The following is a 15,946-nucleotide window of genomic DNA, read 5'->3' as shown; positions in this document are numbered from 1 at the left end:
GACGATATGTTGGGATCGCTGCCTTGCAGCAACGAACTGAGGCAAACGAAACATTTCGGTTCGGGCCGTTCCGCCTGATCGTGCCGCAGAAGCTGCTTCTGAAGGGGCACGAGCCGGTGGCGATCGGCAGCCGTGCACTCGACATCCTGATCGCACTGGTCGAGCGGGCGGGCGAGGTCGTCAGCCGCAGGGAGCTGGTCGGGCGGGTTTGGCCTGACGTCGTCGTCGAGGAGGCCAACCTCAGGGTTCACATTGCCGGCCTGCGCAGGGCACTCGGCGATGGACAGGACGGCGCGCGCTATATCGCCAACGTGCCCGGCCGCGGCTACTGCTTTGTTGCATCGGTCGAGCGCCGGGCGAAAGCTGATCTGCCTGCAGGCGTGCCGCCCGCGCGGATCCTGCCCCAGACATTGCCCGTGCGCCTGCAGCGGATGGTCGGCCGCGATGAGACGATCGAGACCTTGTGCGCGGAGGTCATGTCGCAGCGGTTCGTCACGGTCGTCGGGCCCGGCGGTGTCGGCAAGACGACCGTAGCCGTCGCCGCCGCGCATGAACTGGCCGCGGAATTCCAGGACGCTATCTGCTTCGTGGATCTCAGCGCGCTCAAGGACGGTGCGCTGGTCGTTTCGGCCGTCGCATCGGCCGTCGGATGCCTCAGCGAGACGCAGGACTCGCTGCCCCGGCTTTTGGCCACCCTTGCCGACAGGCGAATTCTCCTTGTTCTCGATAGTTGCGAGCATGTCATCGAATTCGTGGCGACGTTGACGGAGGGACTCTTTCGCGAGGCGCCGGAGGTCCACATCATCGCAACCAGCCGGGAAACGTTGCGGGTCCAGGGTGAGAACGTTCACCCGCTCCAGTCGCTCGACACGCCGTCGAACGAGGTGGCGCTCACCGCCGCCGAGGCGCTGGCCTCTCCGGCCGTACGGCTCTTCGTGGACCGCGCCGCCGCCGGCGGATACCGCCACGACTTGACGGACGAGGAGGCGCCGACGGTCGCGGACATCTGCCGTCAACTCGACGGCATGCCGCTGGCGCTGGAGCTGACGGCCAGCCGGGCGAGCACATATGGCGTCCGCAGTCTCGCTCAACTCGTCGGCAACCGCCTGATGCTGCTCTGGAAGGGACGGCGCAGCGTGCCGCGACACCAGACCCTCACGGCAATGCTCGACTGGAGCTACGATCTCCTGTCGGAGCAGGAGAAGTCCATCCTGTGCACGCTGTCCATATTTGTCGGGAGCTTCACCCTCGAAATGGCGCAAGCCGTTGCATCCGATCCGGCCCACGACGGATTCCAGGTCCTGGATCTCGTCGCGAGCCTTGTCGACAAGTCGCTCATCTCGGTATCGAGGGCCGGGAATGCGGCCTCCTATCGCCTGCTCGACACGACGCGGGCACACGCCGGAATCAAACTGAGGGAACGGGGAGACGCCGACGCGGTTGCAAGGCGGCATGCACTTCATTTCGCGGAACGCCTCGCCGGATTGCGGATCAACGGTCTCGACGAGTCCGATCTTGCCGCTCATGCGCGGCACGTCGGCGACATCAGGTCAGCGCTCGAATGGAGTTTTTCGGACGCTGGCGACAGTTCGATCGGCGTGGCGCTTGGCGCAGGCGCGACGCCAGTGTTCCTCGCGATCTCGATGTTGAGCGAGTGTCGGCGCTGGTGCCTGCGGACACTGGATGCGTTACCGGAGCAAGTTCGCGGAACGAGACTCGAGATCGGGTTGCAGCTGGCATTGGCGATCTCGTCACACCATGCTCACAGTGACAGCACCGAGGTGGCACGGGCGCTGGAGCGCGGACTGAGCCTTGCCGATTCGCTCGGAGATTCCGAGTATCAGCTCGAATTGCTCGCCGGTCTCAACGTCTATGGGACGCGCTTTGCGGATGCCGCCGCCCCGTTGGCGGCGGCGGAGCGATATGCCTCCATCGCCAGGGAGCGCGGCGGGTCAAGGGAAATTGTGGCTGCCGAGTGGATGCTGGGATCGAGTCATCATCTGGTCGGAAACCAGGCATTGGCACAGCAGAGCTACGAAAGAGGCTTCAAGCGCGCGGCGGCGGCCGGCGTGGGCGAAGTGCATTCCTTTGGCTACGGTCATCAGGCGAGGGCCTTGATCGGGTGCGCGCGGACACTGTGGCTTCGTGGCCTTCCCGATCAGGCAGCTCAACTCGCGTACGAAGGCATTGAAGTTGCCGGACGACAAGCGCAATCCGTGTCGTTTAGCATTTGCCTTGCTTATGCCTATGCCGTGCCGGTGTTTCTGTGGCGGGGAGATCTGCAGGTTGCGGAAGATATCATCGATCGGCTGATCGCCCATGCTGCCAGATACTCCCTCGCGTCGTACCACGCCGCCGGCCTGGGCTTGCGAGGCGAGCTTATGATGGCAAAGGGGGACGCTCAGCTTGGCATTGCGTTGCTGCGCGATGCGCTGCCGATCTTGCAGGCTCAGCAGCGATACATTTTTTCATCCGCGTCGTCGCGCGCGCTGGCCGAAGGCTTGACCCGCATCGGGCATGCCGCGGAAGCGACAATCATCATCGATGCGATCCTGGCCGACGCCATGCGAGGCTCGGGCACGTTCGAAATGCCCGACCTGATTCGGACCCGGGGCGAGGTGCTCCTGGCAGCATCGCCTAAGAACTGGCCGGAAGCCGAGGCCTCCCTGAAGAACTCGCTCGACCTCGCGCGGCGGCAGTCGTCGCTCGGCTGGGAGTTGCGCTCGGCGATCCTGCTGAGCCGCTGGTGGCAAGAGCGAGGACGCCACGAGGAAGCCCGGACCTTGCTTGCAGATGTCTACGCCAGATTTACGGAAGGATTCCAAACCTTCGATCTGCAACAAGCGGCGCGTCAATTGCGCGCGCTCGGGGCGCGGCCCTCGCGCAACGGACGCTCCTGAATCCCGACAAGCCGGCGCGTCTTGTCTGGCAGCCTGGCTACCGTTCGTGCCTGAGAGCTTCGGTCGCGCGTCGAAGCACATCGTGCAGCCAGTCGTGCGACGGTTCATCTTCGAGGCGCTCGTGCCAGAGCAGCCTGACCTCGACCGGGGTCGTTGCATATGGCAGCTCATGGGTTGCGATCGCGTAGGTGCGCTCGAAGGCCTTGGCGAGCGGGCGAGGAACGATCGCCGCCAGCCCGCTATCCTCGATCAATGCCGGCAGGGCGAGAAAGTGCGGCAGTGAGACGGCCATCCGCGGCGGCCGGTCGCTCTCGGCGAGCGCCTTCTCCAAGGCGGCGCGATCATACATCTCCGATCGTCTCGCCAGGCCACGCTCGGAGATGAACCCTCCGATAGCTCCTTCCTGCTCGCCCCCGAAGGAGACCACGACCAGCGGGAGCCGTTCCAGCGTGGCGTTGTCGACCCGATCGAGCCTGTTCCGGACGCCGACGATCAGCACGTCGTCGTATTCGAACAGCAGCGCAGACCTGAACCGGCCCGGAGGGGAGGAGAAGACGCCGATGGCGACATCGATCCGGCCAAGATCGATCTGCTCGGCGAGATCGATTCGCGTCACCGGCTTGATGATCAGGTCGACCGACGGCGCCTCGCGGCCGAGCAGCTTCAGCAGTGGAGGTGCCAGCACCATCGTGGTGAAGTCGTTTGCCGCGAGCGTGAACTGCTTGGTGGAAGCGGACGCATCGAATGTGGGGAGCTCGACGGCCGCCTCGAGCGAGCGCAGCGCCTCGCGGATCTGTGGCGCCATGGCCTGTGCGCGCGCGGTCGGTTGCATGCCGGTCGACGTGCGCACGAACAGGTCATCCTCGAGCATCTCGCGCAGGCGCGCGAGCGAATGACTGACCGCGGACTGGCTCAACGCGACCTTTTGGCTTGCCCGGAGAACGCTTCGTTCTTCCATGACGGCATCGAAAACCTTGAGCAGGTTGAGGTCCAGGGTGTTGAAGGATACGGGCACGATGGAAATTCCGTCGAAAAACGAACAAATAGGTCTTCGTCGCTCTTTTGGCGAGGGGCCGCTGACGTCAACCCTGTTGCGGAAGTGCGGTGTGCCGGGACCTCCACCTGCACAGTTTGCGTCAGGCTAGTGTGTCGTGAACCCCATTCACGATCATTCTGCAATCGTTTCACTTCCCTCCAGAGCCGGTCGAGCCATTATGCATCAGAAGACTGGAGGAGCATGATGGACGTCAGAGGGAGTCGAGAGGACCTGATTCAGTGCAGCATTCCCTTTCTCCGGGAGGTCAAGGATATGACGCCTGGCGCAGACATGGAGCGGTGGCTCAACAGGGTCTATGGCCCGGACAGCGAGCTCTATCAGGAGCTGTCGCGTCTGATCAGGGTCGGCGTTGAGGACGGTTGGGCGGCGAACACGGAGGTGGACGGCCCGAACTACCGCCGCAGCCGGATCCAGGAGCCGTGTCCCGATACGTTTCATTTCAGCATTACCGCCGTCTACATGAACAGCAACGACCCGCGCCGCTTCGAGGACGACGACGAGGTCGACGTGTTGCGTGGCCAATATCACGGCCATCCCTATGGCGAGCTCAATCTGGTGGTTCCCTTGAACGAAGGCGCGCAGTTGAAGGGATTGCAGGGCTGGCAGGGCGCAGGGTGGACGGCCCCCGATCCGGGAAGCCAGCACTATCCGGAGGTCAGGGGTGGCGCGGTGATCGCGTTGTTCTATCTGCCAGCCGGGCGCATTTCGTATGATTTCAAGGCGCCGGCCTGACGCGTTCGGAGATCGACTCTCCGGCTCAGCCTGGCTCGCGCTCGCCGAACGTTCTTGGCCGAAATGAGGTGTGAAGAGTTTCTGATGAAACTCGATTCCGGGAAGAGGTTGTCGGATTGTAGCCGCCCACATTCATGCTCGCCCTCGCAAGACAATGTGGAGTGATGCAAATGGATACACGTGCCTCGGCGAGCGATGTTTCGACCTCGAACCTGCAGCGACATGCGGATGCCGACCGCGGTGACGGCAGCAGCATTGAGCGCGCGGCAAATCTGATCATGGATCTATGGATCCATTGGTGCAGGGAGCGTCGGATAGGGCAGGCGACACGATCGCTGGCCTTGCTCGATGACCACACGTTACGTGATCTCGGCATCCCGAACCGTTCCGAGATCGAGTTCACGGTACGGTTCTGTCTTGACTGTTGAGCGATTGGACTAACGCGGCTCGCTCGTAAGAATTTACACGCGCTTACGACGATACACTCGCTCGCGGGATGCAGGACGCGCAACCTGGGCCAATCGAGCGTGGGCTGGCGGAGTTCATTCGCATCAGGAGAGCACATCATGGACCACATCAACTGTCAGATCAGGGTCGAAGCTGTCAGCCGTCTTCGTTCGAGCCGCGTCCGCAGAGCGGCATCGACCAGGGACCTTTCCGATTTCGAGATCGTTCTCCTTGGCATTGCAGGCCATGATTTGCGTCAGCCGTTGCAGGTGCTGCAAAGCGCACACGAAAGGCTGGGCCACGGCCCCCGAACCCAGTCCGAGCAGCATCTCCTGGAGATCGGCCAGGCCGCGATCGATCAGTTGAAGCGGCAGCTCGATCAGCTCCTTGGAGCGGTACGGCTCCACGAGCATGTGAAGCGCATGCGGTTGGGGCCGATCCGCCTGGATTCACTGCTGCGACAGGCAAGCGGAGAAAACGAAGCGGCTGCGCGCGAGAAGGAAATTGAGATCCGTCTCGTGCCGAGCAGGTCCGTGGTGACGAGTGATGCGTTCCTGCTGGGCGCCATTCTTCGCAACCTGATCAGCAATGCGGTCAAATACACCGCGCCGGGCGGACGCATCCTGCTGGGCTGTCGCCACTCCCGTTGCAGCGTGAGGGTCGACGTGATCGATACCGGAATCGGCATGAGCCAGGAGCAGATGTCGAGGATCTTCAACGCATTCACGCGGCTCGATTCGACGCACGCTGACGGGCTTGGGCTCGGACTCTTCATCGTGCGGCGCGCGACGTCCATCCTCGGACATCGGATCGATGTCAGTTCGGCGCCGTCGCGCGGAACCCGGTTTTCCATCCTGGTGAGGAGAGTCTAGGAGGACGAGATCTCGTAACCGCTGGCTGTCTAGATCATCCCGCCGTTCGCCCGTATCACCTGGCCGTTGATCCAGCTTCCGTCCGGGCCGGCAAGGAAAGCCACGACCGCCGCGATGTCGACCGGTTGCCCGAGCCGCTCGAGAGGCGCGAGGCTCGCCAGATGGTCGATCGCGTCCTGGGATTTCCCGTCGAGAAACAGCGCCGTTGCAGTCGGGCCGGGAGCGATCGCGTTGACGGTTATGTCCTGGCCGCGCAGCTCCTTTGCAAGGACGCGGGTCATCGCCTCGACACCGGCTTTCGTCGCCGCATAGATGGCGTAGGTCGGATGCAGCAGCGCCACCTGGCTGGAGGACAGGTTGATGATGCGCCCCCCGTGACGGATCCGCCGCGCCGCCGCCCGCAACGTATTGAAGGTTCCTTTCAGGTTGACCGCGACGTGCGCGTCGAATCGCTCATCATCGGTCTCCGCGATGGCGGATAGCCGCATGATGCCAGCATTGTTCACCAGCACATCCACGCCGCCGAAGGCGACGTCGGCCATCTCGAACATGCGCTCGACGTCGGCAGGCCGGGCGATGTCCGCCTGCGCCGTGATGGCGCGTCCACCCGCCATCTCGATCTTGTCGGCGAGGGCGTCCGCCTGGTCGGTCTTGCCGACATAGTTGATCACGACGCTGAAGCCGTCACGGGCAAGCCGTTCGGCAATGGCTGCGCCGATGCCGCGGGCGGCGCCGGTGATGAGGGCAACTCGTCTTTGGTTGGCTGACATGGGGCTCGCTCCTAAGTGTCCGGCGCGATGCTCCGCCCCGTGACCTGTTGCAGTGCTCTCTTCCCGCCAGGCATAGGTCGCTTCGACGAGACACCAGCAGCGGAGAATCTTGACTGGAACTATGACGATGTCCGAGCGGCGCCGTCTGTATTGTTCCGTAAAAGAGTGAAAATCGTCGCAGTCATTGCCGGGCTCGACAGGGCAGTCCGACCGGTGCCGTTGCGGGCGCTCACGCGCGACTCAACGAAATGCGATTCGCAAACGCGCTTCTCCTTGAATAGTCGTCGCTCCCTGTCATTTCGAACGAGCTCAAAACATGGCGCCCGACATTCTGAGAAAGATCGAAGCCTACAAGCGCGAGGAGATCGAGCTCGCAAAGCGGGTTTGTCCGCTCAGCCAGATGCAGTCGCGCGCGAAGGCGGCGTCGCCTCCGCGCGGCTTCGTCTCGGCCATCCGCAGCAAGCTTGCGGCCGGCGAATACGCGCTGATTGCCGAGATCAAGAAGGCGTCGCCTTCCAAGGGGCTCATCCGCGCCGATTTCGATCCGCCGTCGCTTGCGAGAGCCTACCAGGCGGGAGGCGCGGCCTGCCTGTCCGTGCTGACCGACAAGCCGTCGTTCCAGGGGGAGTTGGGCTTCATGACGGCCGCGCGCGCGGCGACGAGCCTGCCTGTGCTGCGCAAGGATTTCATGTTCGATACCTATCAGGTGGTGGAGGCGCGTGCGCATGGCGCGGACTGCATTCTGATCATCATGGCCGCGCTCGATGACGCGGCTGCGAGGGATATCGAGGCCGCCGCGATCGATCACGGCATGGACGTGCTGGTTGAAATCCACGACCACGAGGAGCTCGAGCGCGCCTTGCGGCTTCGCTCGCCGATGATCGGCATCAACCATCGCAATCTGCGGACCTTCGAGACGACGCTCGCGACCAGCGAGGCCTTGGCGCCGATGATTCCGAAGGACCGCCTGATCGTGGGGGAAAGTGGCATATCGCCGCCCGCTGACCTCGCCCGCCTCGCGCAGCTTGGAATATCGACCTTTCTGGTCGGAGAAAGCCTCATGCGTCGGGACGACGTCAGCGCTGCAACGCGCGCCTTGCTCAAGCGCTAGTGCACCTGGCTCCATCGACTACCGATGTAGCCGGATGCTCCGGAATTGAGATAACACCGTAACCGGGAAGCGGAACGCTCGATCCATTCCGATCGAGGGAGCCGCCCGATGCCAACCGTCATTGAATACGTCCTGTCTCGCCTTCGCGATATTGGTGTTGGCGACGTCTTCGGCGTTCCCGGCGATTTCTCCTTTCCACTGAATGACGCGATCAGCACGCAGCCCGGTCTGCGGTGGATCGGCTGCTGCAACGAGCTGGACGCCGGCTACGCAGCGGACGGCTATGCGCGGTTGAAGGGCGTGGGCGCAATCTGCACGACCGCCGGCGTGGGCGAGCTCAGCGCAATGAACGCGATCGCGGGGGCCTGCGCCGAACGCGTGCCGCTGTTCCACCTTGTCGGCACGCCGGCGATGTCCGCCCAATCGGCGCGGGCGATCGTGCATCATACCCTCGGCGATGGCGAGTTCGACGCCTTTCGGCGCATGAGCGGGCCGGTCGTATGTGCCAGTGCCGTCATGACGCCGCAGAACGTCGTCCGCGAGACCGAGCGCCTGATCTTTGAAGCGCGCCACCATCTGCGGCCGGTCTACATGTCGTTTCCGTTCGATCTCGCCTCGCGGCCCGCGCAGGGACATGCGCGACCGATCGAGCCGCCGGGAAGCGATCCCGACGTGCTGAGAGATGCAGTCGAAGCGATCCTGGCTGCCCTGGACAAAGCAAAGACGGCCTGCGTCCTGCCGGGTTTCCTGGCGGCGCGAGCCGGGCTGCGATCGATTGTGCAGGCGATCGTCGACGCCTCGGGCCTCCCCTTCGCGACCATGTTCACCGATAAGGCGATTCTGGACGAACGTCAGCCGGCCTATCTCGGCATGTATGTCGGCCGGCTGATGAACGAGGACGTCCGTGAATTTGTCGAAAGTCGCGACGTCGTGCTTGCAATCGGCTCGTTGTTCAGCGACTTGAACACCGGAGCATTCACGACGCGGATCGACCCGGCCCGATTGATTGCCATCAACGACCACGACCTCACGATTTGCGGCCGGAGAGTGTTGGGAGTGGAGATGGCGGATGTGCTCGCCGCGCTTGCGAAGCGGCTGAAGTGGGGAGGGGGTTTTGTGCTGCCTCGGACGGATGGCATCTCACGTTCCGCCATCGGCAGCGGCTCCGAACCGATCACCGCAGCCGCGCTGTATCCGCGTTGGGCCGACTTTATGCGCTCCGATGATATTGTCGTTGCCGAAGCCGGCACGGCGTTCATGGGCCTCGGTCTGGCCGAGCTTCCAACGGGGGTCGACTTCCTCACCCAAAGCCTCTGGGCTTCGATCGGTTGGGCGACGCCGGCCGCGCTCGGAGCCGCGGTCGCGGCGCCGCATCGGCGGGTGATGCTGTTCACCGGGGAGGGGGCCCATCAATGCAGCATTCAGGAAATCAGCCAGTTCGCCCGTCTAGGCCTGACGCCCGTGATCTTCGTTCTGAACAACGGCGGCTATCTCATCGAGCGGCTGCTCTGCAGGGATCCATCGCTTGCCTACAATGACATTGCGGCCTGGCGCTATGCCGAGATGCCGTCAGTCTTCGGCTGCGATGGCTGGATGTCGGCGCGCGTGACTACCTGTGGTGAGCTCGACCAAGCGCTTGAGCGCGCCTCCGTCGCCGAGACCGGGGTCTACATCGAGGTGGTGACGCCGCCATACGAGTCCCCGCCGCTGCCGCTGCGGCTGCAGGAAATGCACAGAGCCCGATCGCCCCGCCGGTAGTGCAGCCCTCTTGCACAAGGCCGGCCTTCGCCCCCGCAGCGAACTCAGCGCGATGCAGCTCTGCAATTTTGCAGGTGGTCTTTGCTGGTCTCAGCAGCCGGCGGAACTTGTTACAACTGCAACGCACGCGTCCGACGTCTTGTCTGAGTGCGCAATGCGATTGCTATCGATTCGAACGCGCGTGCGTGCGCAGCGCGGCGTCGCGCGTGAGCCGGCCCATTATCGACCGCCATCGTGATCTCCCGCTCGATGCATCCAATTACAATTGTAACCGACGGCGGGCAGAGGACCCGCTCGCGCGAAGAGCGAATTAGAATCCTTCTAAGGATCGCTCTCAAAAACGTGTGGGGCAATGCCGGGTGGCTCTCCTATATGAGCGTGGGGGCGGCGGAGAGATGGAATGAGTCAGAGAACGACGAGCCCGGCCGCGCTCGCCTCACAAATTGATATCGACGCGTACAAATTGTTCGAACCATTGCCCACCAACGACAGCACAGAGCACCGGGCTCCCATATGTCTCGTCGTCGAGGACGACATGACCATGCGGCATCTGGTGACAAACTATCTCGAAGATCACGACATCAGAACCATCTCGGCGTCGCGGCGAGAGGAAGTGCCAGGCCTGCTTGCGCGCAACACGCCGGATCTCGTGGTGCTCGATCTTCGCCTCGGACAGGAGGACGGCCTCGACCTGCTCCGCGAGATCCGCGCGCAGTCGGATGTGCCTGTTATCATCACGACAGGTCATCGGCGCGATGAGGTCGATCGCGTCGTCGGTCTTGAGCTGGGAGCAGACGACTATTTGACGAAGCCGTTCGGCCTGAGGGAGCTGCTTGCTCGCATCAAGGCCGTTCTGCGGCGACGGGAGGCCGCGCCGTCCGCCGCCCAGCGGGATGCCGAGAAGGGACGCTGGCGTTTCGGCAGCTGGCAAGTCGATCGGCGCTTGCGCCGCCTGACCAATGCGGCCGGCGAGCCCATTTCGCTCACGAAGGGCGAATATGCCCTGCTGATGGCCTTCCTCGACGCTCCGCAGAGGCCGCTGTCCCGCGAATACCTCCTGCAGGCAACGCGCGTTCATGAGGATATATTCGATCGCAGCATCGACGTGCAGGTGCTTCGTCTGCGCCGCAAGCTGGAGACCGATTCGAGCGCGCCATCGATCATCCGGACCGAACGCGGGGTCGGCTATGTCTTCACCCTGCCGGTCGAACGTCTCTGACGCTTACAAAAGCCCCATAGGGCTCCGGTTCCATTCGATAGCGAGTTGCTCAGCTAGCGGTTTTACTGCTGCCGCAATGCGTATTGCAGACGTAGCTTGATTGTCCTTCGCCGGAATTTTCCGGAAACGTGACGGGGGCAATGTCTCTTCGACCAGCGATTGGACGGAGACCGATGATGCTGCTTTTGAAGACGAAATCATGCGGAGACCTGCGCGGCGCCGCGCAGTATCCATCCGATGGACACCGTCGCATTCAACGACGGTATGAGCCGACGACATTGCCGTTTCCGCGGCCGTCGCCAACGATTGATCATGTGCGTCCGTCGGGCCTGACAGCGCGCGTCACGGATATCCTCATTCGGTCGGCCGTATCCTCTGCCGGCGCGATATCGCACTTCGCGCTCACCGTCGGGTCCGTGCTGACTGCGGAGTTCCTGGCCGGCTGTGCTGCTCACGCCTATGCGATCTATCCGTACCGCCTGCCGAACGACGAGCGGAACGTGCCACCCGAATTCGCGTCGGCTTCGATACGTCGGAACAGTGACCAACAGCCTGCGACGGGACGGGGCACGCAGATCATCGCGCTTCCGGTGAGCTTGCGCGTGGACGATTCAGGCCCGCGGCCGCCACGATCGAATCCGCAGATTTTCATGGCCGACGATCTCCCGGTCAGCCACGTCCTGCAGCCCTCCCTCCCGCGCGTCTTCTACGCGTCGGTCAGCGCGGTGGTGGTGTCGCTGTGGAACTGGATCGCCGAACGGCGCGCCAAGAGCCGCGCGCTGGCGGAGCTCAGGGCGCTTGATGATCGGGCTTTGCGCGATATTGGGCTCACACGCTTCGACGTCGGGCTGGCCGTAAGAGGTGAACTCGACTTGCGATGAAGTGGATCGTGCTTGCAGTCTGCGCATCAATCCTGCTTGCGGGGGCGGTCGCCGAGCAGGGACCGTCGAGGGTATCCTCTGCTGCCGCGCAGTTCGGGAAGGGCGGTGAGCCGATAACTCCGATCCCGCAGCCGCCCCCCGCCGATCCCCGCAAGCTGGCGCTTGGTGAGCGCTTGTTCAACGATTCGCGGCTGTCTGCCGACGGACGGCTATCGTGCGCGTCCTGCCACGACCTTCGCACGAATGGAGCCGACGAGGGCAGGCGGCCAGCGGACGCTTCGGAGCCGCTCGATACTCCCACCGTGTTCAACGCGGCCCTGAGCTTTCGCCTGACCTGGGAAGGGCGTTTCCGTACCCTTTCAGCTCAGGCGGAAGCGTCGATCGACAATCCGCTCAACATGCAGAGCAGCGTTGCTGATGTCGTTCGGCGGCTGGGTGAAGATCCGGTCCTGAGCGCGGAGTTTCGCGCCGCCTATGGACATGATGTCGATCGCGACAGCTTCCTCGATGCGCTCGTGACATTCGAGCGGTCGCTGCTCACGCCGGATAGCCGCTTCGATCGATGGCTTCGCGGCGATGCGTCGGCGCTGTCCCCGGTCGAACTCTCCGGCTACCAGACCTTCAAGGCATTCGGCTGCATCGCGTGTCATCAGGGTGTCGGCATCGGCGCCAATCTAATGGCCCGTCAAGGCATTTTCCGTCCGCTGGTCGGGCGCGGGCCGAGCCGGGTTCGTGTGCCGAGTCTGCGCAACATCGCGACGACTGCGCCCTATTTCCACGATGACAGCGCGGCCACCCTCGAGGAGGCCGTGCGCCGAATGGCGGCGGCGCAGCTCGACCGTACATTGACGGATGAGCAGGTCGCCTCTCTGGTCGCGTTCTTGAAGACCCTGACCGGGAACTACCGCGGCAGGCCGGTCACCGGAGGCGCGCCATGAGGTTCGCGCCACCCGTAGCCGTCATTGTCGGTCTATCCCTGCTGCTCACCTGGTTCTCGTGGCGCGCGGTCGACCCGGAAGCCGAATTATTCGATCGTTCACTGAGCGAGATTGATCGCTTCGGCCTCTCCGAGGATAATCTGTATCGCGACCTCTTCGCCGCACGCACGGGCCTGCTGCGGAACTACGATCCGCTGGTGAGCGAGATCGATACGCTGCACGACGGGATCGCCCGGCTGCGCGACACCGCCGCGCTCGACCCGCAGACCCGCGAGACCGTCGAACGGCTGGCCACGTCCGTCAACCGGCAGGAAGATCTGGTCGAGAATTTCAAGAGCCAGAATGCGGTCCTCCAGAACTCGCTGTCCTTCTTTGCGCGCTTCGCCGCGCATTCGGACCTGCGTGATCTCGACCTCGCCATCAGTTCGGCTGCCGCGGCGATCTTTCACCTGACCCTGGACACATCGTTAGCCGCGGTCAACGAAGCGCAGCAGCGGCTCGATGAAGTGGAGTTGCAGGCCATTGGGTCCGGCCAGATCGCCTCGGTCGAGCCGTTCCTGGCGCATGGCCGCCTGCTGCACAAGCTGTTGCCGTCGGTCGACGATATCCTGCAGGCGATGACGAGCCTGCAGCTAAAGAACGATCAGGACGCCTTGCGCGCGATGATTCTGGAGAGGCAGCTTGCCTCGAGAAATTCCGCGCGTTCGTATCGCCTATTGCTCTACGCCACATCGCTCGTGCTGATGGGGTTCCTGGTCTATCTTGGTGTCCGGTTGCGGTCGCGCGCCAACGCGCTGCGTCGGCGTGCCGCGCTGGAGCACATCATCGCCGATATTTCGATGAGTTTCATCAACGCGACCCCGCAGGGCATTGACGACGAAATCCACCGGGCCATCGCGTCATTCGGCACCTTTGCAGGCTCCGATCGCGTCTATCTCGTTGTCGTGGGGGCGACCACTCGCACATATCTCTGGCATCAGCCTGGCCGGGAGTTTCCGCCTGGCTGGCCGGAAGGGGCCCCCGACCTCGCCGCCCGCATGGACGCGGAACGCGAGGGTGTCGTCCACGTGCCCCGTGTTGCCCGCATGCCGGGCGGCGAAGACAAGCGCTTTCTGAGGAAGCTCGGCCTCGGAGGGTGGGCATGCGCGGTGAACACCGATCGTCACGGCCGCGTCGTCGCGTTCGGATTTGATGCGGTGGGATGCAAGTGCCGCATCAGCCACGCGGGCGAGCTCGTTCTTTTGCGCATGGCGCTGGATACCTTCATCCATGCGATCGAGCGGCAGGCTGTCGAGGAGGAGCGCGGTCGTCTGCAGAAGCGCCTCCAGCATGCACGCCGTATGGAAAGAATCGGAACGTTCACCAGCGGCATCGCGCACAATTTCAACAACATCCTGGGAGGAATCCTGGGTCATGCCGAAGTGATGGAAGAGCATATCGGCTCCGGCTCTCCCGCCGCGCTTGCCCGACATCTCGTCGGGATCAGGCGGAGCGCGGAACGGGCCCGTGACCTCATCAGCCAGATCCTGGCGTTTGGACGCCGGCGCGACATTCGCCGAAATCCCCTCGGCATCAACGCGCTGGTTGCCGAAGCGGTCTCACTGCTTCGCGTCTCGCTGCCGCCGCACATCGAGCTGGTCGTCAAGCAATTTCCGGCCGGACTGACCGTTTCGGGCGAGGGCGCGCAATTGCAGCAGGTCATCATGAACCTGGTCCACAACGCAGCGAATGCGATCCCTGATGCCGGAAGAATTGACGTCGACATCGAGCTGCAGGAGATATCCAAGCCCATGATCCTCACGCACGACAAGATCGAGGCAGGTAAGTATGTCCGCATTTCCGTCAGCGACACCGGAGCGGGCATGGACGAGCCGACGCTGGACCGGATCTTCGAGCCGTTCTTCACGACGCGGCCGGACGGAAACGGACTCGGACTGGCAACGGTACGTGAGATCGTGCACGACCATGGCGGCGGGATGAATGTGCGGAGTCGTCCAGGCCAGGGAAGTCGTTTCGATGTCTGGTTGCCGGTGGTCGCGGCGCCAGTATCGGCGCCCGCGGATCGGCGGGCGGTACATGCGATCGGACAGGGCAAGGTCGTGATGCTCGTGAGCGGCGATAGCGATCGTCTGCTCGGAGACGAGGAGATGCTTGCGGCGCTGGGCTACGAAGCGGTTGGCTTTTCGACAGCCGAAGCGGCGCGCGCGGCGAGCCGCACCGCCCCGGACCGGTTCGATTTCGCGATCGTGGGGCAGGTCGGCTCGCTCACGCAATCGCTCGATCTGGCAACCGAGCTGCATCGGGCGATGCCCTCGGCTCCGGTGGTCCTTGCGACCAAGATTGCGTCCGAGGTCGGCGCTGATGCCCTCCTGGCGGCCGGCATTTCCGACGTCGTGCGGTGGCCCATCGTCGCCGAGGAGATTGCGATTGTCTTGCCGCAGATCTCCCGGGTCGATAGGCGCAAGGCGCCGGCGCGGATGAAGGACGCGCGCGCTTCGCTAATCCTCCCAGCGTGATTGCCGGGTCACGCTGCAGAAATTGATGGGATGGAAGTGAGGATCCTTGTCGGCGAGGACGTCGGCCTTGACGTTGCCGAATGTCGTTTGCGGCTTGTGCTTGATGCCGTCGTAGAACGTCTGGATGATATCTTCCTTGAAGTGCAGCGTGCGCGGATGTGCGGAGACGACAGCCAGGCGCTGGGCATCGGAGAATTCATCATACCCGATTCCGAGCACGTCCATCTCGACTCCCGCGGTGACGAGGGAGATGACAGGGTGCATGTGCTGGGGGATTCCGGGGGTCGTATGCAGCGCGATCGCGGTCCAGACGAGGTCGATGTCGATCGGCGCGATCTTGCGCGCCGCCAGGAAGTCGCGGGCGGCGTTGGCGCCGTCCACTTCGAACCGCTCGGTCTTGCTGCTGTGTAGCGGGGTGAGGCCCATGTCGTGAAACATCGCGCCTGCGTAGAGCAGCTCGCGGTCGAACACGAGGCCGCGGCGCAATCCCGCGAGGGCTCCGAAATGGTAGACCCGGCTCGAATGATTGAACAGCAGGTCTGACTCGGCGTCGCGAACGAGTTCCCGGATATCCTTGCAAAGTTTGGTGTCGGGTACCCTGATGTCCTCGATCGATGCCATGATCTTTTCCTCTCGTTTTGACGGGCTCCGCAGGGAAATGTCGAGCGGCGCGTGCGGCGCGCCTCGCATTGAAGAGACGCTTCGGGCGTGTGCGTTGGGCGACTCCCTCATTCTGAACCGCGTC

At 63.5% G+C, this 15,946-nt stretch carries 14 protein-coding genes; 10 read left to right on the top strand and 4 right to left on the bottom strand.

From position 1 onward, the window contains the following. Positions 1 to 80: 80 nt before the first annotated feature. Complete coding sequence (locus AYJ54_RS15695; RefSeq protein ID WP_136623722.1) at positions 81 to 2,900, top strand: ATP-binding protein; 2,820 nt, start codon at positions 81 to 83, stop codon at positions 2,898 to 2,900. 37 nt (positions 2,901 to 2,937) lie between these two features. Here AYJ54_RS15695 and AYJ54_RS15690 read toward each other — a convergent pair whose 3' ends face one another. Beyond that, the gene (locus AYJ54_RS15690) at positions 2,938 to 3,915 is read right to left on the bottom strand and encodes a LysR family transcriptional regulator (RefSeq protein WP_063699834.1); all 978 of its coding nucleotides are present in this window, start codon (positions 3,913 to 3,915) and stop codon (positions 2,938 to 2,940) included. Between the two features lie 225 nt (positions 3,916 to 4,140). On the opposite strand from AYJ54_RS15690, the gene AYJ54_RS15685 reads away from it, so the two are divergent. Both AYJ54_RS15685 and AYJ54_RS15680 read left to right on the top strand, forming a co-directional pair. Further along, positions 4,141 to 4,689 carry a 4-hydroxylaminobenzoate lyase gene (locus AYJ54_RS15685; protein ID WP_063699873.1) on the top strand — a complete coding sequence of 183 codons (549 nt, stop codon included), beginning with the start codon at positions 4,141 to 4,143 and terminating at the stop codon, positions 4,687 to 4,689. Positions 4,690 to 4,859: 170 nt separating this feature from the next. Then, entirely contained in the window at positions 4,860 to 5,117 is a 258-nt protein-coding gene (locus AYJ54_RS15680; protein WP_201724195.1) for a DUF1127 domain-containing protein, read from the top strand. 123 nt (positions 5,118 to 5,240) lie between these two features. Here the strand turns inward: AYJ54_RS15680 and AYJ54_RS50685 are convergent, their stop codons facing one another. Further along, positions 5,241 to 5,549, bottom strand: coding sequence for a hypothetical protein (locus AYJ54_RS50685; protein ID WP_063699832.1), 309 nt, complete (start codon positions 5,547 to 5,549; stop codon positions 5,241 to 5,243). Between the two features lie 9 nt (positions 5,550 to 5,558). Between AYJ54_RS50685 and AYJ54_RS50680 the strand changes: the two genes are divergently transcribed. Continuing rightward, a complete protein-coding gene (locus AYJ54_RS50680) occupies positions 5,559 to 6,008 on the top strand; it encodes a sensor histidine kinase (protein WP_161491860.1) in 450 nt (149 codons plus the stop codon). A 29-nt stretch (positions 6,009 to 6,037) separates the two neighbouring features. Here AYJ54_RS50680 and AYJ54_RS15665 read toward each other — a convergent pair whose 3' ends face one another. After that, positions 6,038 to 6,778 (bottom strand): SDR family oxidoreductase, encoded by a 741-nt coding sequence (locus AYJ54_RS15665; RefSeq protein WP_063699828.1) that lies wholly within the window; start codon positions 6,776 to 6,778, stop codon positions 6,038 to 6,040. Positions 6,779 to 7,094: 316 nt separating this feature from the next. On the opposite strand from AYJ54_RS15665, the gene trpC reads away from it, so the two are divergent. The 6 genes from trpC to AYJ54_RS15635 all read left to right on the top strand — a co-directional run bounded on the left by trpC (position 7,095) and on the right by AYJ54_RS15635 (position 15,201). Further along, positions 7,095 to 7,889, top strand: a complete 795-nt coding sequence (trpC, locus tag AYJ54_RS15660) for an indole-3-glycerol phosphate synthase TrpC (RefSeq protein ID WP_063699827.1) — start codon at positions 7,095 to 7,097, stop codon at positions 7,887 to 7,889. Between the two features lie 108 nt (positions 7,890 to 7,997). Beyond that, positions 7,998 to 9,647: an alpha-keto acid decarboxylase family protein gene (locus tag AYJ54_RS15655; protein ID WP_063699824.1), complete on the top strand. Its 1,650-nt coding sequence runs from the start codon at positions 7,998 to 8,000 to the stop codon at positions 9,645 to 9,647. A gap of 400 nt (positions 9,648 to 10,047) precedes the next feature. After that, positions 10,048 to 10,866 (top strand): response regulator, encoded by an 819-nt coding sequence (locus AYJ54_RS15650; RefSeq protein ID WP_082905666.1) that lies wholly within the window; start codon positions 10,048 to 10,050, stop codon positions 10,864 to 10,866. 314 nt (positions 10,867 to 11,180) lie between these two features. Further along, positions 11,181 to 11,747, top strand: a complete 567-nt coding sequence (locus AYJ54_RS52350) for a DUF1127 domain-containing protein (protein WP_245329027.1) — start codon at positions 11,181 to 11,183, stop codon at positions 11,745 to 11,747. After that, positions 11,744 to 12,685, top strand: coding sequence for a cytochrome-c peroxidase (locus AYJ54_RS15640; protein WP_082905664.1), 942 nt, complete (start codon positions 11,744 to 11,746; stop codon positions 12,683 to 12,685). The genes AYJ54_RS52350 and AYJ54_RS15640 overlap by 4 nt, the downstream gene beginning before the upstream one ends. After that, the gene (locus AYJ54_RS15635) at positions 12,682 to 15,201 is read left to right on the top strand and encodes a two-component system VirA-like sensor kinase (RefSeq protein ID WP_063699820.1); all 2,520 of its coding nucleotides are present in this window, start codon (positions 12,682 to 12,684) and stop codon (positions 15,199 to 15,201) included. The genes AYJ54_RS15640 and AYJ54_RS15635 overlap by 4 nt, the downstream gene beginning before the upstream one ends. Here the strand turns inward: AYJ54_RS15635 and AYJ54_RS15630 are convergent. Beyond that, positions 15,184 to 15,822 (bottom strand): HD domain-containing protein, encoded by a 639-nt coding sequence (locus AYJ54_RS15630; RefSeq protein ID WP_063699818.1) that lies wholly within the window; start codon positions 15,820 to 15,822, stop codon positions 15,184 to 15,186. The genes AYJ54_RS15635 and AYJ54_RS15630 overlap by 18 nt on opposite strands. Between the last annotated feature and the right edge of the window lie 124 nt (positions 15,823 to 15,946).

Source organism: Bradyrhizobium centrolobii (assembly GCF_001641635.1).
GTDB classification, from domain to species: domain Bacteria; phylum Pseudomonadota; class Alphaproteobacteria; order Rhizobiales; family Xanthobacteraceae; genus Bradyrhizobium; species Bradyrhizobium centrolobii.
This window is presented reverse-complemented; position numbering and strand designations above follow the sequence as displayed.